This is a genomic window from Nonlabens sp. Ci31, from assembly GCF_012974865.1.
GTDB lineage: Bacteria > Bacteroidota > Bacteroidia > Flavobacteriales > Flavobacteriaceae > Nonlabens.
The window spans coordinates 1,786,138-1,810,407 of sequence record NZ_CP043633.1; the positions used below are offsets into that span (position 1 = coordinate 1,786,138).

Consider the following 24,270-nt stretch of genomic DNA (forward strand, 5'->3'; position numbering starts at 1 on the left):
ATGGCTTTAGAATTTCTAAAACCTCTTAATGATGCTGTGGTTGCTCATGCTAAGTTACAACCTAAGCAAACCATAGCAAAAACGATTCGTTTACATACCATTACCGATGGTTTGCCAGACCTCAGTGGTGTAAAGCTAGTTGTCATAGGTGTTTTAGAAAATCGCAGAGACGCCAATGCTTTGTTTCAAGTGGAGACCTTAAATCAGGTGCGAGAAAAGCTCTACGAGTTGTATCCAGGGAACTGGACCAGTAACCTGGCTGATCTAGGAGATGTGGTGGCGGGGGCTACTGTCGAGGATACGTATTACGTCGTCAACCAGCTGACAGCATATTTTTTAAGAGAGTCCATTATTCCTATCTTTTTAGGAGGTAGTCAGGATTTGATGTATCCTATTTATAGAGCTTTTGATGAATTTCAACACATGATTAATGTGGTCAATGTAGATTGTAGATTTGATTTAGGAGACATTGATTTACCTATGACTTCCCGAAGTTACATAGGCAAGATGATTACAGTGGAGCCGTATAATTTATTTAATTATAGCAATCTTGGGTTTCAAACTTATTTTAATTCGCAAGATGAAATAGATCTTTTGGACAGAATGTATTTTGATGCCGTTCGTTTGGGTCATTTGGATAATGATATTACACTGGCAGAGCCTGTTTTGCGTGATGCAGATGTGGTTGGAGTAGATATGAGTGTGGTACGGGCGAGTGATATCGCTTCTGCGAAAGCGAATCCCAACGGACTTGATGGAAAGCAAATATGTAGTTTGTCCAGGTACTCGGGTATCAGCGATCGATTAAAAGTATTTGGTATCTTTGAAATAAACGAAGAGAAGAATACTGGTTCACAGTTGGTAGCAGAAATGATCTGGTATTTCATGGAAGGTTACAATTACCGAAGTTTTGAGTATCCTATCGATGTGTCTAAAAACTGTTTGACCTACAAAGTACCTGTAGAAAATGAAATCCTCACCTTTTATAAGTCTACTGACACCGGGCGCTGGTGGATAGAGTTGCCTTTTATTTCTTTAGTTAATAATAAACTAAAACAACATACGTTATTACCTTGCGACCGTCGTGATTATGAAATGGCATGTGATCAATTGTTGCCAGATAGGTGGTTGAAAGCGAGACGCAAAAACGAGATATAAAGTTAAAGCTTGTTGTATTTCAATTTAATGAGAAAAAAAAGTTGTGGAATCGAAATCTTTTAAATAGGTTTACGCCCTTAATTCATAAAGAAAACATAATTACCCTTATGAAAAAGTTATTTATCCTTTTAGCAGTAGTTGCCTTTCTTGCAAGTTGTGGAAAAGGAGATCGTGGAATGGTAGTAGGAACCAAAGGAAAGAAATGGCATCCTGAAAAACCATATGGCATGACGTTAGTGCCTGGTGGAGCGTTTATTATGGGTAAAAGTGATGATGACATCGCTGCCACTCGTAATGCTCCAACAAAAACAGTTACAGTTCCATCCTATTACATGGATGAAACGGAAATTACAAATGCTGAATACCGTCAGTTTGTTCATTGGACAAGAGATTCTATATTCAGGACAGAATTAGCTATTATGGCTGAAGGCCAAAGCGCTCTACCTGGAGATAATGGTATTGGTGAGTTTGCTTTTTTTGATGCAGATGGTGCTAATGGTGCTGTTTTAACGCCTTGGCAAGAATATGTGCAAAATACTTACGGCGGATTAGATCGTAAGTTGAACAACGATGTAGATTTAATTTGGGACACAGAAGAGATTCCAGATGAGTTCTACGCTGAGGTATATGATTTGATGTACATTCCTTTTGATCAAGCGTATAATGGAGAGCGTACTATAGATACAGAGAAAATAATCTTTACCTATACTGATTTAGATGTTAATGCTGCAGCTAGAAATCGGGATGTAAATAAAACTAGAAAAGACTTTATTTCTCAAACACCGGTAAAGATATATCCAGATACTACGGTGTGGATTCGCGACTTCAACTACAGTTATAATGAGCCTATGCACAATGATTATTTTTATCATGAAGCATATAGCGATTATCCAGTGGTAGGAGTAAGCTGGAATCAAGCGAAGGCTTTTTGTCAATGGAGAACATTGTATCACAATGCTTATCGCAAGAAAAAAAATGTAGAGCGTGTTAATGAGTACCGTCTTCCAACTGAGGCAGAATGGGAATATGCAGCTCGCGGTGGATTAGAAGGAGCGACTTACCCTTGGGGTGGTCCTTATGCAAAAAACGATAGAGGTTGTTTTCTTGCTAACTTTAAGCCACTCAGAGGAGATTATGCAGCAGATCAAGCTTTATACACAGTGGAGGCTCAATCTTACGAGCCTAATGAATACAATTTATACAACATGGCAGGTAATGTATCGGAATGGGTGAACTCTTCTTATGAAGCTGGGGCATATGACCTCATGTCTACGATCAGTCCTGTTGTAAATGATAAAAACAATAAACGTAAAGGTGTTCGTGGTGGATCATGGAAAGATGTTTCCTATTTCCTTCAAGTAAGTACCCGTGATTATGAATACCAAGACAGCGCAAGAAGTTATATAGGTTTCCGTACCGTACAGTCTTATATGGGTACAGATCTAACACTCAACGCAGCAACAAACTAAATTTCCCAATATTAAAAAGTAACTTAACTAAATTAAACACTTAACACATGGCACAGTCTAAAGCAACAAAGAAATTATTTAACATGGCTTACGGTATCGGAGCCTCAATCGTTATTATTGGAGCACTTTTCAAGATTCTTCATTGGGAACTTAATCTGGGATTCTATAAATTAACCGGTGGTGATTTATTAGCAATAGGTTTGATTACAGAAGCATTGATTTTCTTCGTATCTGCTTTTGAGCCGGTAGAAGATGATTTAGATTGGTCACTAGTTTATCCTGAATTAGCTGGTGGACAATTGGTCAGTGGAAAATCAAAAAAAGAAGCTCCTGAAGATGCTCAAGGATTATTATCTAAGAAATTAGATGAGATGCTTAAAGAAGCAAAGCTTGATGGGGAATTAATGCACAGTTTAGGAGACAGCATACGTTCTTTTGAAGGTGCTGCAAAAGGAATGGCTCCAACGGCAGAGGCAATGTCTTCTACTAAGAAATATTCTGAAGAAATGGCTCTTGCAGCTGCTCAAATGGAATCTTTAAACAGCCTTTATAAGGTTCAAGTGGAGAGTTCTTCACGCCAAAACCAAGCCAATGAAGCCATTGCAGAAAATGCAACAAAACTTCAAGAACAAATGGCTGGTCTTACCAATAACTTGTCTTCTCTTAATGGCGTGTATGGTAACATGCTAGGAGCTATGAAAGGATAATTAGTTTCATACTTTATATAATTTAACAAAACTAATTAGAATATTATGGCAGGAGGAAAACAGTCCCCAAGACAGAAGATGATCAACCTAATGTACCTGGTTTTTATCGCTATGCTAGCGTTAAACATGAGTAAAGAAGTGTTACAAGCTTTCGGACTCATTGAAGAAAACTTAAGTACAAGTAATACAGCTCTAGCTGAGGTTAACTCTGCAGCGCTTGCAGATTTAAATCAAAAGGCAGCAACTAATGCTGCGCAATATGAGGCTGCTGCTGCAACAGCACAACAGGTTTCTAAGTTGAGTAATGATTACAACGATTATTTAGCGAGTATTAAATTAAAGCTTACCTCAACTATAGAAGAAGGTTCTGAAAAAGATTATCAAACACAAGATAAAACTGATGTTTTAGACAATGCTTTTTTTGTGGGAGACAAACTTAAACTAGAAGGTAAGGAGTTTAAGTCTAATATGAATCAATATAAAAATGATATGATCGCTGCGCTTGGTGAGGGATATCCAGGGGTTAAATCTGATTTAACTTCAAAGTTTGATACATCAGATGTGTCAGATCGTGAGGGTTTGAAACGCGAGTATTTAGAGTACAACTACAAAGGTTATCCTTTAATTGCATCAAAAACAAAATTGACTTTGCTGCAAAATGAAGTTCGCAATATCCAGTCTGATGTCATGAGTCAATTGTTACAAGGTAAGCTGATTCAGATCGCCTCAATGAACAACTATAAAGCAATTGTCAATTTAGATAAGTCTGCTTTTTTTAGCGGAGAAGCGGTTACAGGGTCGGTAGTTTTAGGGCGTTATGATGATACAACTGTACCTAGTAAGGTAGTGATCAACGGTCAAGAGGTTAATAAAGCAGACATTAAAAATGGTCAGATTCCATTAAAATTGGGGTCAGGAAGCGTTGGTGAGAAAGAAATCACTGGTTACATGGAGTTTATAGAGAATGACAAGATTATTAAGATTCCTATTGAATCTCAATATGCAGTAATTCCAAAACCGAACTCGGCTACCATATCTGCTGATAAAATGAATGTGGTGTACAGAGGTGTTGAAAACCCGATGACTGTAGCATTTGCTGGTATTCCTGATAATAAAGTAAATGTTTCTGGTGCAGGACTTTCTAAAGCCAGTACTGGTTATATGATGAAGCCAGGTGCTGGTAAAACAGTTACCATTACTGCTACGGGAACTTTGCCTAATGGTGATAAAGTTTCTGACTTTAAAGAATTCCGTATTAAGAATTTACCTCGTCCAACTGGAATGGTAAGTAAAGCATACGAAAACATAGCAAAAACACGTGCTAATTTGGCAATCTCTACGGTTTCTGCTGAGTTTTTAGACTTTGATTTTGATTTAACTCCTAGAGTTACAAGTTTCTTATTTAAAGTGCCAGGACAACCATCGGTACCAGTTTCTGGAACAAAGTTAAGCGCAAGTGCCACTAACGTTCTCAGAAAAGCTCGTAAAGGAGATCTAGTTCAGTTCGCACAAATTAAGGCCGTTCTTCCAGGAGTAAATGTTCAAAGTGTCTCTGACGTAACAGTGGAGATTACAGATTAATTTAAAAAAGATTTAAATGATGAATAAGATCATAGTTTTATTAGCAGCAGTAGTTCTTTCCGGAACTGCTTTTGCGCAAAACAATATTCTTAACGCAAAGAGTCCAGAGGAGTTTGGTACTAAAACCGAATCTCAACTGGCAAATGATAACGACAGGCCACTACCTTATGGCTTTGTAGGAGATGGTGAAATTTTATGGCAGCGCACGATATGGGAAACTATTGATCTTGATGAGCGAGTAAATTTCCCGCTTTATTATCCTGTGGATACGAATTATGTGGGTAAAGAACGTCGTTCTTTGTACCACGTATTAACTAAAGCAGCTATGTCGGGTGATATTACACTCTATGGTGATTCTTATTTTAATGAGCCTCGCAAATTTAGTGATGTACAAAGTACTTTGAAAAGTCAGAAGATCACTAACGCAGGTATTAATATCCTTAACGACAATGGTGTTATTCCTGAGGAAGGAATCAACCCTTTAGATATTGATACTACGTATAACATCCCTGGTTTTGATGAATACATTGAAACTAAAACTATTGGAGCAGATGATGTAAAAGAGTATAGAATACGAGGTTTGTGGTATTTTGATACCCGTCAAAGTGATTTAAGGTACCGATTATTGGGTATTTGTCCAGTAACTCCTGATGTTAATTTTCCAGATGATCCTAAGGGGGTGGAGCTGTTTTGGATCTATTATCCAGATGCTAGATTATTGTTACACAATGCAAAAGCATTTAATACATTGAACTCTGCTCGTCCTATATCTTTTGATCACATATTAAATTCTAGAAGATTTAATGCAATGATCTACAGAATGGATAATGTTCAAGGAGATAGAGATATTAAAAGATATATTTCTGATAATTCAATGATGCAACTTTTAGAGTCGGACAGGCTTAAAGAAATTATACGTAACTTTGAGTTGGACATGTGGAACTATTAATTAGATTCGCCTCAAAATAAAATCGAAGCCTCACATCATGTGGGGCTTTTTTTATATCTAAATTTGTGTAATAGTTAAAGTCTAATTTCATTTGGTACACCATCATCAACATTTAATATACATATTTGAAAACAAAAGTTGACATCATTATCGTAGGATCAGGAATTGCTGGTTGTGCGCTCGCTTGGCAATGGTTGCTGCAGGGTAAATCTGTGTTGATGATTGCCGACGCTAATAAAGGTTCTTCAGCAGTGGCGGCTGGCGTCTATAATCCAACTATTTTAAAGCGTTTTACGAGCGTTTGGAAAGCTGACGATCAATTGGAGGTATTGAATGATTTTTATCCTAGAATTGAATCTTTGCTAAGTGCTAAGTTCTTGCATCCGATTGATATATTGAGGAGGTTCCATGACGAGCGCGAAATCAAAACATGGATCAAGAAGTCGGGAAAAGAGGACTTAAAGGATTTTATGTCTCCAGAGGCCGTAACTTATGAAAATCAAGCTATTCTTGCTCCTTTTGATTATGGCAAAGTTTCAGGAACAGGTTGGGTGGATACTCTGGGTTATATGCAATTAACTAGAGACTATTTGCAAAGTAAGTCGTCTTACCGCATGGAGTCTTTTGATTTTAAGGAGTTGAGTCATCATAAGGACCATATAGTTTATAAAGATACCGTTGCTCCAAAAATTATTTTTGCAGAAGGTTTCCAAATGTTGTCCAATCCGTTTTTTAAAAACCTGCCATTACAAGGAAATAAAGGCGAGGTTTTTACCATCAAAGTTCCAGATCTTCACCTGGATTACATCATTAAATCTTCGGTATTCTTAATGCCTTATACAGATGATTTGTTTTGGGTAGGAGCTACTTATAACAATGACGATCTTTCAGATGCGCCCACTGATGAGGCAAAGGAATTTTTAACTTCTAGATTGGAACGTTTTCTAAAGTTGCCTTATGAAATTGTGGAGCATAACTACGGTATACGTCCAACGACAAAAGACAGAAGACCCTTTGTAGGAGCACATCAACAGTTTAAAAACTATTTGGTTTTTAATGGTATGGGAAGTAGGGCGGTTCTTATGGCGCCATGGGCGGCACAGCAATTGTTTGATTCTATTTACCTAAATAAACCTCTCGATCCAGAAATTGATATTCAAAGATGTAATGAAGAGTCCTGAGTTCTCCTGAAGTGGTGACATCTTTTATATGTTGCTTACTGCTTACTTCTATGCCCTCTTTTTATCATAATCCATAAAGATATTGATCCAGATATTTCGCGATAAGCGTATAACTATGGGAAGGCTAACGATAGAAATTGAGGTGATCACTAGAAAGATAGTCCATCGAGATAATTCGAATACAAAATAGCCCAAGAAAAAAGCTACCATAGCAATTCCAACTCCGACGCCATAACTCACGTACATGGAGCCATAGAAGAAGCTAGGTTCGATCTTGTACTTGGTGTTACAGTGATGGCATCGCTCGTTCATTTCCTGTGTCTTACTAGGATTATAGAGGTTGCTGCTCGTGTACATGGATTCATTGTGGCACACAGGACAAGCTCCTGTTAAAATGCTGTATAATTTTGTTCCTTTTATCATAAGAAAGCTTTAGTGTTAACGCGCAGTTACGCATCTTTGCAAAGATACAAAACGACTATGCTCAACGTTCACGATTTACATGTTAGTTTCGGTGGAGAACCGTTATTTGAAGAAATTACCTTTAGGCTTAATGCGGGAAACCGTGTTGGTTTGATCGGTAAAAATGGTGCTGGAAAATCCACTCTTTTAAAGGTGATCTCGGGAGATATTCCTTACGATCAAGGCAATATTGCCATAGAGAAAGAAGTCAGTATTGGCTTTTTAAGACAGGATATTGATTTCGAAAAAGGCCGCACGGTTTTGGAAGAGGCGTATACCGCTTTTGCGAAAGCGAGACAAATAGAAGCTCAGATCGAAGTCATCAATGAACAACTGACTACAAGAACTGATTATGAATCAGATTCTTATTCCAAGCTCATTGAAGATATAGGAGATCTCAATCATGAATATGAAATTATAGGTGGGTACCAATACAAAGGGGAAACAGAAAAAATTTTAAAAGGTCTGGCGTTCAAACCAGAGCAATTTGATAAACTCACAGACGAGCTTTCTGGTGGATGGCGCATGCGTATCGAACTGGCTAAGCTGCTCCTAGAAAAGCACGATGTTCTTTTACTCGATGAGCCTACTAATCACCTGGATATAGACTCTATCTTGTGGTTGGAATCTTTTTTACAAACTTATGCAGGTGCGGTTGTTATTGTAAGTCACGATAAAATGTTTCTCGATAACGTCACTAACCGTACGATTGAAATCAGTCTAGGTCGCATTTATGATTACCCAAAGCCGTATACCAAATTTCTAGCCTTACGCGCAGAGTTGCGCGAGCAACAAGAAGCTACTTTTAAAAATCAGAAGAAGGAGATTGAACGAACCGAGAAGCTGATACAGAAATTTAAGGCCAAAGCCAGTAAAGCTACTATGGCTCAATCGCTGGTAAAAAAGCTGGACCGTATGGATGTAGTAGAAATCGAGCAAACCGATAATGCTGCTATGAATATCAATTTTGCGCAGTCTATCCAACCAGGTAAAATTGTTTTGGAGGTGGATCAAGTCAGCAAGTCTTATGGAGATAAGAATGTGCTAAACCAAATCGACCTTTCTTTGGAACGCGGTAAACGGGTCGCTTTTGTAGGTCAAAATGGGATGGGAAAATCTACCCTTGCCAAAATCATAGTAGGAGACGTAAAAGCCCAAGGCCAGGTCCATCTGGGGCATAACGTACAATTAGGATATTTTGCGCAAAATCAAGCGGAATATATGGACGGGGAGAAGACTGTTCTAGACACGATGATGGATGCCGCTACAGATAGCAATAGAGTAAGAGTACGCGATATGCTGGGTTCTTTTCTTTTTAGAGGAGATGAAGCAGAGAAAAAAGTTAAAGTATTGAGTGGTGGAGAGCGCAACCGACTTGCGCTTTGTAAGTTATTGCTACAGCCCTTCAACGTCTTGATTATGGATGAGCCTACCAACCACTTGGATATTCAATCTAAGAATGTTCTCAAGGCGGCATTGGTAAAATTTGAAGGCACATTGATTGTCGTATCTCACGATAGAGAATTCTTACAAGGCTTAACAGAGCTGGTTTATGAATTTCGCGATCATAAATTAAATCTCTATCTGGGTGATATTGATTATTATCTAGGTCAGAGAAAAGCAGAAGATATGAGAGCGATAGAAAAGGTAGAAGTGGTTAAGGAGGCTAAAGTATCGCGTGGCTCCCAGAGCTCGTCGAAGGGAAAGAGAGACGCCGATAAAAGCCAGCTCTCTTACGAAGATCAGAAAAAACAAAAGTCTCTCCATAACAGGCTTTCTAAAGCAGAATCGCAGATCAACGATTTAGAAAAAAATATTGCAAAGCTCGATGCCGAACTCGTAGCAAACTATGATGAACTGGCGCAAAAAGACGGATTCTTTGATGGTTATCAAGCTAAGAAAAGAGAACTAGATAAGTGGATGCAGCAATGGGAAAATGTCTCTGAAGAGCTCGAAAAATTCAGTAGTTAGCTTTAAGGATTCTTTATGATGATTAAAATACAGACTTAATTAGCTTTGGCGTGTGATCATGTCACGCTAAATCAATACCATGCGTAAAGTTATACTTTCTGTACTTGCTATAATTATTATTATAGCCGCTTCCTATGGAGCTAAGGTCATCATTGATAATAAAACAGCACCTAAGCCTAAGATTAAAAAGGATGTTAAAATTGTAACTACAGATACAATTCAGAATACCACCATTCCTATTATTATTCCAGCAAACGGAAATCTAAAAGCTAAGAAGCGGGTGGAATTATTTGCAGAGGTAACAGGGGTTTTTAATTCTACAGGGAAACTATTTAGAGCTGGACAGCCATATAATTCAGGCGAAACCATAATTGCTATTGATAATACTGAGTTTTATGCTCAAGTTAAAAGCGCGAGAAGTAATTTAAACAATCAAATTACAGCCATCATGCCAGATCTAAGGCTGGACTATCCAGAGTCTTTCCAGCAATGGCAGGATTATTTGAACAACTGGAATATAGATCGTAGTGTTACACAACTTCCAGAGCCTATAAATGATAAAGAAAAGTATTTTATCACTGGGAGGAATATTTATACGGCGTATTACAATATTAAAAATCTGGAAAGTCGTTTAAGTAAATTTAGAATTACAGCACCGTTTACAGGAGTCTTGACAGAAACCATGGTGAGTGAAGGGACCTTAGTGCGCAACGGTCAGCAATTAGGCGAATTTATCCAAACGGGAATTTATGAGATTCAAGTAGCGGTAAGTGCTGAGTTTGCCGATTTACTACAAATAGGCAAGGAAGTAGAAATGAGAAATATTTCCAATACAAAATCCTATCAGGGGAAAGTTACCCGTATCAATGCAAAAGTAGACCAGGCCTCCCAAACCATTATTACCGTTATAGAAGTGAGCGATCCTTATTTAAAGGAAGGAATGTACCTCACAGCAAACTTACAAGCGCAAAAGATAGAAAATGCGATAGAGATCAATCGAAGCTTGCTTCAAAATGGGAATCAGGTATTTACTGTGCAAGAAGGTCAATTGGTGCTTACAGGTGTAAGACCAATACATTTTTCTGATGCAACTGTGGTGCTTAAAGGAGTAGAAGATGGGACAGTTATTCTGGCTAAATCAGTTCCTGGTGCTTATGAAGGTATGGCAGTTAAAACAGAGAAGCAAGCAAAAGCTGATAAAGCAAAAGCAGCCAGTTCAAATCCTGAATCAGAATAAGCCATGAGAAAAATTATAGGTTATTTTATCAAACACCATGTGGCAGTTAACGTCGTTATTGCTGCATTTATTATTTTTGGTGTTTTAGGAGCTCTTTCCTTAAAATCCTCTTTTTTCCCATTAGTAGATTCTAAAACGATCACTATTAACGTCATCTATCCAGGAGCCGCTCCTCAAGAGATTGAAGAAGGAGTTGTACTTAAAATTGAAGATAACCTCAAGGGTATAGAGGGGATCGATCGAGTGACTTCGGCATCTAGAGAAAATTCTGGAACCATTACCGTAGAGATCATCAAAGGATATAATATCGATTTCATGTTGTTGGAAGTAAAGAACGCAGTAGATCGTGTGTCTTCGTTTCCTATAGGTATGGAACCACTGGTGGTAGCAAAAAGAGAAGAGTCCAGACCTACGATTACCTTTGCATTGAGTGGTAAAAACGTACCGCTTAAAACGCTCAAACAACTGGCTCGAGATGTAGAAAACGACTTGAGAGCAATAGATGGAATTTCACAAATCTCGATAACAGGTTACCCTGCCGAGGAAATCGAGATTGCATTAAATGAAAACACCCTTTTAGGTTATAATATTACCTTTCAAGAAGTAGCAGACGCCGTTGCTGCTTCTAATATTTTGACCACTGGCGGGAATATTAAGACAGAGAGAGAAGAATACCTGATACGCGCTAATAACCGAAATTATTACGGAGATGAGCTCGATTATATTCCGGTAAGAACTCAGGCTGATGGTACGATCATTTATCTTAAAGATGTAGCTGAAGTAAGAGATCGATTTTCTGAAACGCCTAACGCTACTTATTTTAATGAAGAACGAGCCGTTAATATCACAGTAACCAGCACAAATGCTGAGGATCTTATCGATAGTGCCGATAAGGTTAAGGAATATATCGAAGTTTATAACCAACGTTCCAACAACGTACAGCTCAAAGTTGTTAACGACCTATCCATAACCTTAAATCAGCGTACGGCGCTGCTTACGGAGAATGCTATTATAGGAATGTTGTTGGTGTTGTTTTTTTTATCCATTTTCTTGAATACAAGACTGGCATTTTGGGTGGCATTTGGTTTGCCTATTGCTTTCTTAGGAATGTTCATTTTTGCAGGTCAGTTTGATGTGACGATCAATGTACTTTCCCTTTTTGGAATGATCATCGTTATAGGAATCTTAGTAGATGACGGTATTGTGATTGCAGAGAATATTTACCAGCATTACGAAGATGGTAAAGATCCTATTCAGGCTGCAATTGATGGGACTATGGAAGTGATACCTCCTATCTTAAGTGCGATTATTACTACGATACTGGCATTTTCTACCTTTTTATTTTTAGATGGTAGGATAGGGGAATTTTTTAGTGAGGTTTCTGTTATTGTGATCTTAACTTTATTGGTTTCCCTAGTAGAAGCATTAATCATATTACCAGCTCACCTGGCACATTCTAAAGCCTTACAGCCACGATCTGATCGGCCTAAGAAAGGTCTCGCAAGACTCTTTCAAAAGATGCGTGTCTTAAACGATTATGGCGATAAAGCTATGAGCTGGATGCGAGATAAATTGTACGCGCCAGCTTTGAGATTTACCTTAAAATATAAGTTGCTTGCTTTTTCATTCTTTGCAGGTGCGTTAATTTTAACTATTGGATCTGTTAAAGGAGGTGTTGTAGGAGTTACTTTATTTCCAAGTATTTCTAGTGATCAAGTATCTGTAAATCTTTCTATGCCTAATGGAACTGCAGAGCGCATTACCGACTCCATTATTTCTTCTATTGAAGAAAAGGCTAAAATGGTCAATAGGGAACTGACAAAAGAATACTTGACCGACCAGAAATACGGTGATACGGTGCAGTTATTTGAAAACATTATTAAGTCTCAAACCTCCTCTTCTTCTGCCAGTCTTTCTATTAATTTACTTCCTGGAGAAACCCGACCAGAAGAATTAAAATCACCTATTGTTGCTAATCGACTTCGGGAATTGGTAGGAATTATTCCTGGAGCAGAAAGTCTCACTTTTGGTTCTGGCGGTAATTTTGGTGGTAGTCCAGTGGCCGTTTCCCTTTTAAGTAACGATATCAACGAACTAAAAGCAGCTACAGAAGATTTTAAAGAAATCTTAGAACAAAACCCTTTATTAAAAGATATTGAGGATAACGACCCTGCTGGTATCAAAGAAATCAAATTAAAACTCAATGATAACGCATTTGCTTTAGGCCTCAATTCGAGAACCGTAATGGCTCAAGTAAGAGCGGCATTTTTTGGTCGTGAGGCGCAGCGTTTTCAAAGAGGTCAAGACGAGATAAGAGTTTGGGTGCGATACGAAAGAGACAATCGCAACAGTATTAAAGATCTGGACGAGTTTAGAATTACTACTCCATCTGGCAGTAAAGTTCCCTTGCGTGATGTGGCCAGTTACTCTATAGAACGCGGTGATGTCGTGATCAATCACTTAGAAGGTCGCAGAGAGATATTGATCAGCGCAGACATGATGGATCCCAATCAAAGTGCGACGGATATTCTAGACGACATACGACAAAATATCATTCCAGAACTGCAGAATAAATACCCTACCGTCTCGCCTAATTATTTGAGTGGACAAGCACGGGAGGCAGAAAAAATATCCAGCAGTGCGCAATTTATTTTTCCAATTGTATTGCTCCTTATTTATTTTGTGATCGCCTTTACCTTCCGCAGTGGTACGCAACCGATTATGTTGATATTACTGATTCCGTTTAGTTTTACGGCAGTAGCTTGGGGACACTGGATACACGATTTTCCAGTTAATATTTTATCCATGTTAGGGATCATTGCCCTTATAGGAATTATGGTGAACGATGGGCTGGTGCTTATAGGGAAATTCAATTCCTTAATTAAAGACGGATTAAAATTTGACGAGGCATTATTTGAAGCGGGGAAAAGCAGGTTTAGAGCTATTTTCTTAACCTCTTTAACTACGGTTGCCGGTCTGGCACCTTTACTATTAGAAAAGAGTAGACAGGCGCAATTCTTAAAGCCTATGGCAATTTCTATCTCTTACGGAATAGGAATGGCGACTTTGTTGACACTGCTATTACTACCGCTATTCCTCAGTTTTGGCAATAATATTAAAGTTTGGATACATTGGTTAAAAACCGGAGAATCCATAGATAAAACAGCGTTGACAAGTGTCGCAAAAGAGCAAAAAGCATTAGAAGATTATGAAAATGAATAAGCTGGTATATGGTTTAGGGATTTTGATGTGTTTCGCTTTCGCGAAAGCGTACTCGCAACCATCTATAGATACCTTATTGAGTAGAGAGCAGGCCGTACAGTTGATGCTTGAGAATAATTACGGTATCAAAATAGCAGAAAACACGACTAAAATAGCCGAGAATAATTCCGGTATTTTGAACTCTGACTACTTGCCATCTCTGCAAGGAAATGCAGGCGCCTCTCGAGATGAAAATGATTCCAATACCGATTTTAACGGTGCCTTAGATCAAAACGGAAACCTTAGAGAGGATATCGAAATTAACAACGCGCAAACCACTCAATACAGTGCTGGGCTATCGCTTAATTATACCTTGTTTGATGGTTTAGGGCGCTTGTATAACTACAAACGTCTTCAAGAGCAATACCAGTTGAGTCAGCTCGAAGCGCGTTCTACTATAGAGAACACGACGGTTCAATTGATGAGTGTGTACCTAGAAATTGCACGACTTACTGAAAATGTAAAGGTGCTCGAAGAGAGTTTAGAAATTTCTAAGAAACGAGAGCAGCGCGCTCAGTATCAATTTGATTATGGGCAGGTAAATAAGTTAGAGGTTCTCAATGCTCGTGTAGATATCAATACCGACAGTATTAATATTTTAAACTCAAAGCAGTCACTGCGCAATACCAAACGCGATTTAAACCTATTGCTCAATAGGGAACTGCAGGCTAACTTTGTAGTAGATACCACTGTTGTATTACAAAACCTGTTAGTTATGGATAGTTATCTAGAAAAAGTACCTGATAATAATGTGCGTTTGTTACAGTCAGCATCCAATTTGCAAATCAGTGATTACGACATTAAAACATCTCGAGCGCTTTTATTGCCTAGAATAGGTTTAACAGGTTCTTATGGATGGAATCAATCGATCAATCCGCCTACAGCATTTTTTCCTGCCACTACGAGAACAGGTTCTAATGTTGCGGTAGGAGCTAACTTAACTTGGGATATTTTTGACGGTGGTCGTTCTATCAACAGTTTGCGCAATGCAAAGATCTCCTATGAAACCGAAGCTCTTTTTAAAAATCAATTGGAACAAGAAGTGGCTCGTGATGTAGCAAATGCAAAGGGTAATTATACCAATGCACTTGCGATTTACAGAATGCAAGAACAAAATGTACTGACCAATAAAAGCAATTTTGAACGTTCTGAAGAACAGTTTAAATTAGGCCAAGTCTCCAGCATCGAATTCCGGCAGGCACAAGTGAATCTGCTCAATGCAGAAACCATTAAGAACCTAGCAAAATACGACGCCAAACTAGCGGAATACCAATTGCTGCAATTGGCTGGACAAATATTGAACATTCCCTTATGATAGAGCATTTCTTTATGTGTCCTCATTGCTGGCAAGAAATCTCTATGTTATTAGACCCCGCATATTCACAAACCTATGTAGAAGATTGCGAGGTATGTTGCAATCCTATAGAACTAAAAGTAATTTTTGAAGGAGGGGAATTAGCTGGTTTTGAGGCTATAGAATTAGGGCAGTAAATTATTTATCGAATTATCTTGTATAAGGATGAAATTGTATGTATTTTTGCACTCCAATAAAACAAGAAGTCGTCAGCCTAATGATCTGAAGTTTTTACAACAAGTGACAGACAGTTTTTATATCGCGAGGTAGAGCAGTAGGTAGCTCGTCGGGCTCATAACCCGAAGGTCGCTGGTTCGAGTCCAGTCCTCGCTACTAAAGTAAGTATCTTTAAACCAACGGTTTGTGTTCGCACAAACCGTTTTTTTATGTCTTCTTTTTACACTATTTTGCGTAACGTACACGCTAACGCACACGATTTGCCCATGAAACAGTTTTCTAAACCTAAAATCTATACTGGTGGAGTCGATGTAACTAATTGGGGTAAACTAACCGCAAAAGAAAAAGAAAAAGCATTGTCAAAAAGATGGTACGTGTACTTTTCTTACCGACATCCTGAAACTAATTTACTTGTAAGACAGGCAAATATACATTGGGGAGCAAACGAATTTACTTCCAAAGAAGATCGTTTCAAGTATCTTAACCGAATTAGAATTAAAATCCATTCAGGTTTACAACTTGGCTTTAATCCATATGAAGAGAACCAGCCTTTTTATGAGAATATGGTATTTTGATATTTAGAATATCATATTCCATATAAAAAGCACTAGTATTCAGGTTTTTGCAGCAGATTGTTTCGGATTGTAAGGGTTTAGAGAATATGGCATTCTGGTTTTTAGAATATCATATTCTATATAAAACACACCAATTGCGGATTCCCGCAAAGAATTAATGGTTATCCTATCGTATTTTTAGCTATGTAGAAAAGAGATCCCTTACAAACCATTTGTAGGGCATTTATTTTAGACAGAATACTTAAAACCAATACTTATATAAATTTCATAAAACACCTTAACTTAAATTGAAGTTCCTTCCTTATCTTCACATTCCCCCTGAATCATTGCTTTCTCCTACTTAGATAGGTGAAAGAATGGTTTGGGGTGTTTTAATTTTACGATATAGGTAGTACAGAAGATTAGCTAACCGTTAATAAATGAGCGCATTTAAATTTTTACAACCCAGTTATCAGCAATTGTTTGTTATTGCAGAGTTGTCTGAACAGTTGATCCATGTGGATCCTAGTTCATCACTTTCTAAAACGAGATTGCTCGCAGAAAAAATGAGCGTTCTTATTTGGGATTTTGAGCAAATGGGTGACTTTGACGGAACGCGAATAATGCGATTGAAAAGGTTATCGCATGCTAACATGCTGCCAGAAGTAATTGAAAGCATCTTTCATACCATTCGAAAATCTGGCAATCAAGCGAGTCACGATGGAACAGGTTCTTTTGAACAAGCCAAGTTCGTTCTTAAAAAAGCATTTAAACTCTCCAAATGGTTCTATGAAACCTATGAAAATGATTTTTTAGAGCTGGCAGAATATCAATTGCCGCAAATTGTGGACAATCGAGCACATGAATTGCAGGGTCAGTTGGATTCTCTCGAGCAACAATTAGAAGATTACAAGTCTAAAATTGAAGCACTTAATACATCTAAGGCCGTTCAAGAAACACGTAAAAAACAGTCCCTTAAAAGTGCTAGTAATATAGATCTTGATGAGAACGACACAAGAATCTCGCTGATCGATCCAGCACTTAAAAAAGCAGGCTGGGAAGTGGATACCGAATTACTCAATTATAAAACTCATAAAACAGTACCAGAAAAAGGCCGCAACATCGCTATTGCAGAGTGGTATTGTGATGGAAAATGGGCCGACTATGCTTTGTTTATTGGCACGACACTTTACGGGATTGTGGAAGCAAAAAGATATCGAAGCGATATTTCTACAGATTTAAGGCAATCTAAAATCTATGCAGAATGTACAACTGATGCTCAAGATATTCTGCTCTTAGGTAAATGGAATACTTATAAAGTGCCCTTTCTATTCAGTACCAACGGAAGAGAATATTTAGAACAGCTCAAAACCAAAAGTGGTATTTGGTATCTGGATATTAGAAAAAAAGACAACCATGCAGCCGCCTTAAAAGGTTGGTATTCGCCACAAGGTTTAATAGATGTATACGAACGAGATATTGATGAGTCTAATGAGCGATTGGAAAAAAGCGATTATGATTATCTAGCAGACGCTACTGGTTTATCACTTCGAGATTATCAAATTGAAGCCATAAAGAAAGTGGAGGAAAAAATCATTGCTCAACCTGCAGATCAACGTTCTTTATTAGTGATGGCCACTGGAACAGGAAAAACGAGAACCGTTATTGGGTTGTCTTATCGATTGATCAAGTCAGACCGTTTTAAGCGCATTTTGTTCCTTACCGACAGGCGCATGCTTGCTACACAAGCCATAGGAAACTATCAGGATAACAAAATTGAGAACCTCAATACTTTTGCAGACGTGTATCAGTTAGAAGAATTGAAAGATACCGTTCCTGATCATGAAACCAGGTTGCATTTTGCTACGGTTCAAAGTATGGTAAAACGCTTGTTTTATAATGAAAATCCTATTCCCATTGATGCTTATGATTGCATCATTATAGATGAGGCGCACCGCGGTTACAATCTCGATAAAGAAATAGATGAAGATGATCTCAGTTTTAAAGATCAAGACGATTATATAAGTCAGTATAAAAAAGTGATTGAATATTTCAACGCTTATATCATAGGTCTTACGGCTACACCAGCATTGCATACGACGCAAATTTTTGGAGAACCTGTTTTTAGCTATTCATACAGGCAAGCGGTTCTCGATGGTCATTTAATTGATTACGAGCCGCCTTATAATATTGAGACCAAACTGAATACAGAAGGTATCGTCTGGAAAAAGGGGGAGCGACCTAAAGCCTATAATCCAGAAACTGGAAAGATTGAAGAACTAGCTGCTCTGGAAGATGAGCTTAAATTTGATATAGACCAGTTTAACAAATTGGTCATTACAGAGCCTTTTAACCGAGCTGTAATTAAACAACTGGTTCATCTAATAGATCCTACCGGAGAAGAGAAAACCTTGATTTTTGCAGCCAGAGATGAACATGCAGACCTTATAAAGGCTATTTTTATAGAAGAATATAAAGCTATAGGTCTACCCGTAGAGCAAGGCACCATTGAAAAGATCACTGGAAAAGCCTACGCACCTGAAGAATTAACCCGGCAATTCAAAAACGAAAAATTCCCAACCATCGCGGTAACCGTGGATTTACTTACTACAGGAATAGATGTTCCTAAAATCACCAACCTTGTTTTTCTAAGACGTGTGCGCTCTCGTATTTTATATGAGCAAATGGTAGGTCGCGCGACTAGAAAATGTGATGAGATCAATAAAGAAGTCTTTAGAATCTATGATGCGGTACGATTGTATGAAGCTATTGAGCCTTTTATTCAAATCAAACCAGTTTCTGATCCTCGTATTTCTTTCCAGCAGCTGGCAGAAGAAATGGATCATATCGATAACGACGATCGTGCCCAACGACAGATGCAAAAAATCATTGCAAAATTCCAAGTGAAAAAGCGACAGATTGAAAAGGTAGAACGAGAAGAGGAATTGCAGTATAATGCCAAGGGAAAAACGGCTGATGAACTTCTAAGTATTTTCAAAAATGCCAAAGGCAGTGAAGTCACCTCTATTATAGAAGAATACGGCAATCTTTGGAAATTCCTTGATCAAAAATTTACCAGACCAGGAATGCAGCTAGTGGCAGACCAAGAAGATGAGTTCATTAAAATGGACCAAAAATTTGGTGATGACCAGAAGCCTGGTGATTACATAGAAAGTTTTAATCATTATATAGCGGCAAATCGTAATAAAGTACTGGCTATAAAAACAATTATCACAAGTCCTGCGGCACTAGATCGCGACTCTCTTAAAAGCCTTAAGTTCCTGCTAGATCAAGATGGATTCAATGAGAGGCACCTTCAACTGGCATGGAAAAGCGCCAAAAATCAAGATATCGCGGCAGACATTGTGAGTTATATAAGAACAGCAGCATTAGGCGAGGCGCTGATATCCCACGAGGATAGAATCAAGGCTGCTTTTGCGAAAGTGAAACAAATGAAAAAATTTAATGCCATACAAATCAAATGGCTTACCCGTTTTGAAGTACAAATGCTCGCCGAAACAGTCTTAACCAAAGAAGATCTTGATAAAGAACCCTTTAAAAGTGACGGCGGATTTAAAAGAATCAACAAGCAATTTCAAGAAGAAGTAGAGCAAGTCATAAATAGTATTAATGGCTATTTATATACCGCTTAATTATCTAATATCGCGATATGCAATATTTTGTGAAGCGTCAATAATAATGTAGTAAAATTACACTATATTGCATATCGCAATATGCAATAAATGAAAAATAAAACAATTTTAAAACCACAAGATATATTGATTTTGCTAAAGATAGCGCTGTTAGGTGATCAGCCTTGGTTGCAGCAATCACTTGCTCAAGATTTGCACATAAGCCAGTCTGAGATATCGGAGTGTATTTCTAGGTCTAAATATTCAGGACTCTTAAATGCTAGTGGCAAGAAGGTGAATATGCTTAATTTCTTAGAATTAATAGCACATGGGGTGAAGTATATTTTTCCGCAACGTCCTGGAGCGATAGTTAGAGGTATTGCCACTGCTCATGCCGCTGCACCACTAAATGAAAAAATAGTAGGAGAAGAGATTTACGTCTGGCCTTATGCTCGTGGTACTATGAGAGGACAGTCCATAGAACCGCTTTATAAAACCGTACCACAAGCAGCTTTGCAGGATCAAAAATTATATGAAGCACTAGCTTTAATAGATGCCATACGAGTAGGAAAAGTAAGAGAGCAACAACTAGCGATAGAATTATTAAAAAAACAACTGACTCATGGCACAGGACTCGCAGCTTAACCTAGAGGTAGTGGCTAGCGTTGCAAGAGCGCTAGGTGATCTCAACAAAGAAGTCGTTTACATAGGTGGCGCAGTGATAAGTATATATGCTACTGAGCCTGGAGCAGACTTACCTCGTGTGACAGAAGATGTAGATGTATGTGTACAGGTTTCTACCTTTGCACAAATGGAAGCATTGCGCGAGCAGCTGGCTAGTAAAAGTATTTATCCCGATCCTCAAGGTGTTCACATGTATCGGTACCGCTATCATGGGATTGCGATAGATTTTATTCCATTTGAAGAAACCGCTTTTGGCCCTACTAATCCATGGCTAAAACCAGGGTTTGAAAAAGCTTTTAAAACCACGGTGGCTGGTGTTGAAATTGCTGTACTGCCAGTTTCTTTATTCTTAGCTACTAAGTGGGAAGCTTTTAAAAGTAGAGGATCTGACCCTAGATACAGTCATGATTTTGAAGATATTATTTATGTATTCGATAATAATAGGGAAATAGTACCAGATACCATGACTGCAACCGCAGCATTACAAGAGACTTTGAAAGAGATGAGTTCTTTTATCCTAGATCATGAAAACAGCAATGAGATTATTGAGTGTCACATCAATCAAACTACAGCACTGGAGCGTGGTGCTTTTATAACTGAAACTCTTCAAGAAATTCTAGAGGTGTAATGAATGTATGAAGATTATTATAATTAAGCTTTCTGTTTTGTTTCGCTTTCGCGAAAGCGTAATACAAAAGAAGTTTATCCCGCTTTAGAGCGGTACGAAAGCGAGACAAAAAAAGCGAGAACACAACAAGAGATAAAAAAAAATCAAAATGCTGAATCAAGTGCAGCATGATAAAGTAAAAATATGAGCGCAGACGAAATTGCTAATAAATTATGGAACCTATGTAATGTCCTAAGAGATGATGGTGTGACTTATCACCAGTATCTTAATGAGTTAACTTATATCTTGTTTTTAAAACTGAGTGAGGTTAAAGATTTTGAAAATCATATTCCTGAGGAATACCGCTGGCGCAGTTTTGTGGAAGAGCATGATAACAATGAAGCTTTTGAACGTTATAAGCGATTTCTGGTCACTATTTCCAGCGAATCCACCAGTGCCAGCATAAAAGAGATCCATAACAATGCAAGTACCAGTTTGAGAAAACCGGTCAACTTTAATACGCTGGTACAGGCGATCGAAAAACTGGACTGGTATGAAGAGAACGACCGCGATGTGATGGGCGATATCTATGAAAGCCTGCTGGAGAAAAATGCGGGTGAGAAAAAGAGTGGTGCCGGTCAGTATTTTACCCCACGACCGCTGATCAATATAATGACAGAATTACTAGCGCCTCAACTGGGCGAACGCTGGAACGATCCTGCAGCTGGGACTTTTGGCTTTATGATCGCGGCAGACGAGTACTTGCGCAGCAAGCATGAGAACTATTATGCACTAAGCGAGAAAGACCGCAAGTTCCAGAAGGAAAAGGCCTTTAGTGGTGTGGAACTGGTAGGCGATGCGCACCGTCTGGCTTTAATGAATGCCCGATTGCACGGTATGGAAAGCGAGATCATCCTGGGCGATACCTTGACAGAGATGGGTAAAGACCTGAACGGCTATGACGGCGTGCTGGCAAATCCTCCTTTTGGCACTAAAAAAGGCGGTGAGAAACCTACCCGGGACGACTTTACTTTTCCTACCAGCAACAAGCAACTCAACTTTTTACAACACATCTATAGAAGTTTAAAGAAAAACGGCAAGTCCCGTGCTGCGGTAGTACTGCCAGATAATGTTCTTTTTGAAGATGGCGATGGTCAGAAGATACGTCGTGACTTGATGGATAAGTGTCACCTGCATACCATATTGCGATTGCCTACCGGTATCTTTTACGCCGCAGGCGTAAAGACCAACGTGCTGTTTTTTACCAGAGGTACCACCGAGAAGAATAATACAGATGGCATTTGGTTTTACGACATGCGTACCAATGTGCCCAACTATGGAAAACGCACACCGTTTACCAGAGCCGCTTTCGCAGAGTTTGTAACCGCTTATACGGGTGGAAAAACCCTGGATGATCTAGAGAAAAACTACGACGGTTCTATTTCAAATCGCAGTGTCAGTTCGAGCGTCAGCGAGAACAAAGTTCCCTCTCCTTTGGAGAGGGCTAGGGTGAGGTGGAATTACATCACCCGAGAAAACATTGCTAAAAAGAACGACAGTCTGGACTTAGGACTGATTGCAGATGACAGCGTGAGCAAAGCCGAAGATCTGGGCGAACCTGTGGACATTGCTAAAGAAGCACTTAGCGAACTCAGCGCGATTCAAGAACAATTGAACGCGATGATAAAGGAATTGGCTTGATGGAAAATATATTACCGAAGGGTTGGGTGGAGACTGATTTAGACACAGTTATTGAAAGAATGTCAAATGGATCATCATTGAAACAGTATGAAGAGTTTTTTGAGGGGTCGTTACCAATTTCAAGAATTGAAACAATTGCTAATGAAACTATCGACTTCAATAGAGTCAAGTATGTCGACGCAAATGAGAGTGAAATTGAAAAATATGAACTGCTTGATGGCGATATATTATTTAGCCACATAAACAGTGATAAACATTTAGGTAAGACGGCTTTCTTTCAAAATGAAGAAACTTTATTACACGGAATAAATCTTTTGCTGTTGCGGTCTTCAAATGTTGTCAATTCAGAATTCATATATCTAGTTTTAAGAGATTTACGGTACTCAGGTAAATTCATAGAAGTTGCACAAAGATCAGTTAATCAATCGTCGATTAATCAGAAGAAATTAAAGGCATTTAGAATCCCACTACCACCAAGAGCCGAGCAGCATCGGATTGTGGCCAAGGTAGATGCGTTGATGACGCAATATGCCGCGATCCAGCAAGCGATGGAACGGATTCCGCCATTGTTAAAAGATTTCAGGCAGCAGGTGTTGACGCAGGCGGTGACTGGGAAGTTGACGGAGGAATGGCGCGTTGGGAAGGAGTTGGGGGAATGGGAAATGAAAAGTTCTAATAAAGTGTTCTCTTTTATTACAAGTGGATCAAGAGGTTGGGCAAAATATTATAGCCCATCTGGCACTCAATTATTTGTTAGAATAACAAACATGAATTTTGGGACTTTTCATCTTGATTTGTCATTGAATAAACTTCAATTTTTAGAATTACCTGAAAATAATGAGGGTAAAAGAACTCTCTTAAAGGTAAATGATATTCTAATATCAATAACAGGCGATGTGGGAATGGTTTCCTTAATTCAGGGTGATTTTACTTTCGAAGCGTATGTTAACCAACATGTTTGCCTGGCAAGACCGAATAATTCTAATGATGCAAAATTCATTTCTTATTATTTAATGTCTAAAGAAGGGTTCGGTCAGTTCGAGTCTAAAAAGAGAGGAGCAACAAAATCGGGTTTGACGTTGGGAGATATAAGATCTCTAACAATAAATATCCCAGATTTACTTGAACAACAGGAAATCGTCCGCCGTGTGGAAAGCCTGTTTGAGAAAGCTACGGCTATTGAGCAGCGTTATGAGCAGTTGAAAGAACAAATTGACACATTACCGCAGTCTATATTGCATAAAGCCTTTAAAGGAGAGCTTGTGGAGCAGTTGGCTAGTGATGGGAGTGCGGTGGAGTTGTTGGAGGAGATAAAGAAGCTGAAGTTGAACTCGAATTTGAAAGGGGAAATAAAATCAAAATCAAAAATAAAAGCAAATTGATATTTAAACCAGCTTCGAGCGGTAGTCGAGAAGTGATTGGCCTTAAAAAGTCTTATATAATTAATAATAAGCTGGGTGAGGTTGCAGAGGATGAGGTGGGGTATAAAAAAGGAGAAGAAAATTAAGTTGGTATAAAGTAAATTAGTACTGGAGTTGTGTTATGGTAGTTTTGTAAAATAATTAATGGCATAGGAATAAAAGTA

General features: G+C 38.5%; 19 protein-coding genes and 1 tRNA gene. 19 read left to right on the plus strand and 1 reads right to left on the minus strand.

The genetic code is table 11. The features are described from left to right. From F0365_RS07885 to F0365_RS07910, 6 genes are all read left to right on the plus strand, one after another. Entirely contained in the window at positions 1–1,158 is a 1,158-nt protein-coding gene (locus F0365_RS07885) for a formimidoylglutamase (protein ID WP_169933193.1), read from the plus strand. 107 nt (positions 1,159–1,265) lie between these two features. Further along, the gene (gene gldK, locus F0365_RS07890) at positions 1,266–2,627 is read left to right on the plus strand and encodes a gliding motility lipoprotein GldK (RefSeq protein ID WP_169933194.1); all 1,362 of its coding nucleotides are present in this window, start codon (positions 1,266–1,268) and stop codon (positions 2,625–2,627) included. A gap of 47 nt (positions 2,628–2,674) precedes the next feature. Further along, positions 2,675–3,334, plus strand: coding sequence for a gliding motility protein GldL (gene gldL, locus F0365_RS07895; protein ID WP_169933195.1), 660 nt, complete (start codon positions 2,675–2,677; stop codon positions 3,332–3,334). 45 nt (positions 3,335–3,379) lie between these two features. Then, the gene (gene gldM / locus F0365_RS07900; RefSeq protein WP_169933196.1) at positions 3,380–4,915 is read left to right on the plus strand and encodes a gliding motility protein GldM; all 1,536 of its coding nucleotides are present in this window, start codon (positions 3,380–3,382) and stop codon (positions 4,913–4,915) included. Between the two features lie 19 nt (positions 4,916–4,934). Further along, entirely contained in the window at positions 4,935–5,864 is a 930-nt protein-coding gene (gene gldN, locus F0365_RS07905) for a gliding motility protein GldN (RefSeq protein ID WP_169934802.1), read from the plus strand. A 125-nt stretch (positions 5,865–5,989) separates the two neighbouring features. Next, positions 5,990–7,045: an NAD(P)/FAD-dependent oxidoreductase gene (locus F0365_RS07910; RefSeq protein WP_169933197.1), complete on the plus strand. Its 1,056-nt coding sequence runs from the start codon at positions 5,990–5,992 to the stop codon at positions 7,043–7,045. Between the two features lie 48 nt (positions 7,046–7,093). Here the strand turns inward: F0365_RS07910 and F0365_RS07915 are convergent, their stop codons facing one another. Next, on the minus strand, positions 7,094–7,468 hold the full coding sequence (locus F0365_RS07915; RefSeq protein ID WP_169933198.1) for a DUF983 domain-containing protein: 375 nt from the start codon (positions 7,466–7,468) through the stop codon (positions 7,094–7,096). A 57-nt stretch (positions 7,469–7,525) separates the two neighbouring features. Between F0365_RS07915 and F0365_RS07920 the strand changes: the two genes are divergently transcribed. The 13 genes from F0365_RS07920 (at position 7,526) to F0365_RS16655 (ending at position 24,192) form a co-directional block, all read left to right on the plus strand. Then, positions 7,526–9,478, plus strand: coding sequence for an ABC-F family ATP-binding cassette domain-containing protein (locus F0365_RS07920; protein WP_169933199.1), 1,953 nt, complete (start codon positions 7,526–7,528; stop codon positions 9,476–9,478). Positions 9,479–9,557: 79 nt separating this feature from the next. Further along, on the plus strand, positions 9,558–10,715 hold the full coding sequence (locus tag F0365_RS07925) for an efflux RND transporter periplasmic adaptor subunit (RefSeq protein ID WP_169933200.1): 1,158 nt from the start codon (positions 9,558–9,560) through the stop codon (positions 10,713–10,715). A gap of 3 nt (positions 10,716–10,718) precedes the next feature. Continuing rightward, a complete protein-coding gene (locus F0365_RS07930; protein WP_169933201.1) occupies positions 10,719–13,937 on the plus strand; it encodes an efflux RND transporter permease subunit in 3,219 nt (1,072 codons plus the stop codon). Beyond that, positions 13,924–15,291, plus strand: coding sequence for a TolC family protein (locus F0365_RS07935; RefSeq protein ID WP_169933202.1), 1,368 nt, complete (start codon positions 13,924–13,926; stop codon positions 15,289–15,291). Before F0365_RS07930 ends, F0365_RS07935 begins: the two co-directional genes overlap by 14 nt. Next, positions 15,288–15,467 carry a CPXCG motif-containing cysteine-rich protein gene (locus tag F0365_RS07940; RefSeq protein WP_169933203.1) on the plus strand — a complete coding sequence of 60 codons (180 nt, stop codon included), beginning with the start codon at positions 15,288–15,290 and terminating at the stop codon, positions 15,465–15,467. Before F0365_RS07935 ends, F0365_RS07940 begins: the two co-directional genes overlap by 4 nt. Positions 15,468–15,590: 123 nt before the next feature. Beyond that, positions 15,591–15,663: transfer RNA gene (locus tag F0365_RS07945), tRNA-Met, on the plus strand. Between the two features lie 53 nt (positions 15,664–15,716). Further along, positions 15,717–16,082: a hypothetical protein gene (locus tag F0365_RS07950; RefSeq protein ID WP_169933204.1), complete on the plus strand. Its 366-nt coding sequence runs from the start codon at positions 15,717–15,719 to the stop codon at positions 16,080–16,082. A gap of 419 nt (positions 16,083–16,501) precedes the next feature. Then, complete coding sequence (gene hsdR / locus F0365_RS07955; RefSeq protein ID WP_169933205.1) at positions 16,502–19,714, plus strand: type I restriction-modification system endonuclease; 3,213 nt, start codon at positions 16,502–16,504, stop codon at positions 19,712–19,714. A 90-nt stretch (positions 19,715–19,804) separates the two neighbouring features. After that, the gene (locus F0365_RS07960) at positions 19,805–20,338 is read left to right on the plus strand and encodes a hypothetical protein (protein ID WP_169933206.1); all 534 of its coding nucleotides are present in this window, start codon (positions 19,805–19,807) and stop codon (positions 20,336–20,338) included. Continuing rightward, the gene (locus F0365_RS07965; RefSeq protein WP_169933207.1) at positions 20,316–21,005 is read left to right on the plus strand and encodes a hypothetical protein; all 690 of its coding nucleotides are present in this window, start codon (positions 20,316–20,318) and stop codon (positions 21,003–21,005) included. The genes F0365_RS07960 and F0365_RS07965 overlap by 23 nt, the downstream gene beginning before the upstream one ends. Positions 21,006–21,188: 183 nt before the next feature. Further along, a complete protein-coding gene (locus F0365_RS07970; protein ID WP_169933208.1) occupies positions 21,189–22,685 on the plus strand; it encodes a type I restriction-modification system subunit M in 1,497 nt (498 codons plus the stop codon). After that, the gene (locus F0365_RS07975; protein ID WP_169933209.1) at positions 22,685–24,067 is read left to right on the plus strand and encodes a restriction endonuclease subunit S; all 1,383 of its coding nucleotides are present in this window, start codon (positions 22,685–22,687) and stop codon (positions 24,065–24,067) included. Before F0365_RS07970 ends, F0365_RS07975 begins: the two co-directional genes overlap by 1 nt. Next, a complete protein-coding gene (locus F0365_RS16655) occupies positions 24,064–24,192 on the plus strand; it encodes a hypothetical protein (RefSeq protein WP_262889034.1) in 129 nt (42 codons plus the stop codon). Before F0365_RS07975 ends, F0365_RS16655 begins: the two co-directional genes overlap by 4 nt. The last annotated feature ends 78 nt before the right edge of the window (positions 24,193–24,270 follow it).

Excerpts from the sequence above, each read along its gene's own strand:
- F0365_RS07885 (WP_169933193.1), top strand. The coding sequence starts at position 1 with ATGGCTTTAGAATTTCTAAAACCTCTTAATGATGCTGTGGTTGCTCAT.
- gldK (WP_169933194.1), top strand. The coding sequence starts at position 1,266 with ATGAAAAAGTTATTTATCCTTTTAGCAGTAGTTGCCTTTCTTGCAAGT.
- gldL (WP_169933195.1), top strand. The coding sequence starts at position 2,675 with ATGGCACAGTCTAAAGCAACAAAGAAATTATTTAACATGGCTTACGGT.
- gldM (WP_169933196.1), top strand. The coding sequence starts at position 3,380 with ATGGCAGGAGGAAAACAGTCCCCAAGACAGAAGATGATCAACCTAATG.
- gldN (WP_169934802.1), top strand. The coding sequence starts at position 4,935 with ATGAATAAGATCATAGTTTTATTAGCAGCAGTAGTTCTTTCCGGAACT.
- F0365_RS07915 (WP_169933198.1), bottom strand. The coding sequence starts at position 7,468 with ATGATAAAAGGAACAAAATTATACAGCATTTTAACAGGAGCTTGTCCT.
- F0365_RS07920 (WP_169933199.1), top strand. The coding sequence starts at position 7,526 with ATGCTCAACGTTCACGATTTACATGTTAGTTTCGGTGGAGAACCGTTA.
- F0365_RS07925 (WP_169933200.1), top strand. The coding sequence starts at position 9,558 with ATGCGTAAAGTTATACTTTCTGTACTTGCTATAATTATTATTATAGCC.
- F0365_RS07930 (WP_169933201.1), top strand. The coding sequence starts at position 10,719 with ATGAGAAAAATTATAGGTTATTTTATCAAACACCATGTGGCAGTTAAC.
- F0365_RS07935 (WP_169933202.1), top strand. The coding sequence starts at position 13,924 with ATGAAAATGAATAAGCTGGTATATGGTTTAGGGATTTTGATGTGTTTC.
- F0365_RS07940 (WP_169933203.1), top strand. The coding sequence starts at position 15,288 with ATGATAGAGCATTTCTTTATGTGTCCTCATTGCTGGCAAGAAATCTCT.
- F0365_RS07950 (WP_169933204.1), top strand. The coding sequence starts at position 15,717 with ATGTCTTCTTTTTACACTATTTTGCGTAACGTACACGCTAACGCACAC.
- hsdR (WP_169933205.1), top strand. The coding sequence starts at position 16,502 with ATGAGCGCATTTAAATTTTTACAACCCAGTTATCAGCAATTGTTTGTT.
- F0365_RS07960 (WP_169933206.1), top strand. The coding sequence starts at position 19,805 with ATGAAAAATAAAACAATTTTAAAACCACAAGATATATTGATTTTGCTA.
- F0365_RS07965 (WP_169933207.1), top strand. The coding sequence starts at position 20,316 with ATGGCACAGGACTCGCAGCTTAACCTAGAGGTAGTGGCTAGCGTTGCA.
- F0365_RS07970 (WP_169933208.1), top strand. The coding sequence starts at position 21,189 with ATGAGCGCAGACGAAATTGCTAATAAATTATGGAACCTATGTAATGTC.
- F0365_RS07975 (WP_169933209.1), top strand. The coding sequence starts at position 22,685 with ATGGAAAATATATTACCGAAGGGTTGGGTGGAGACTGATTTAGACACA.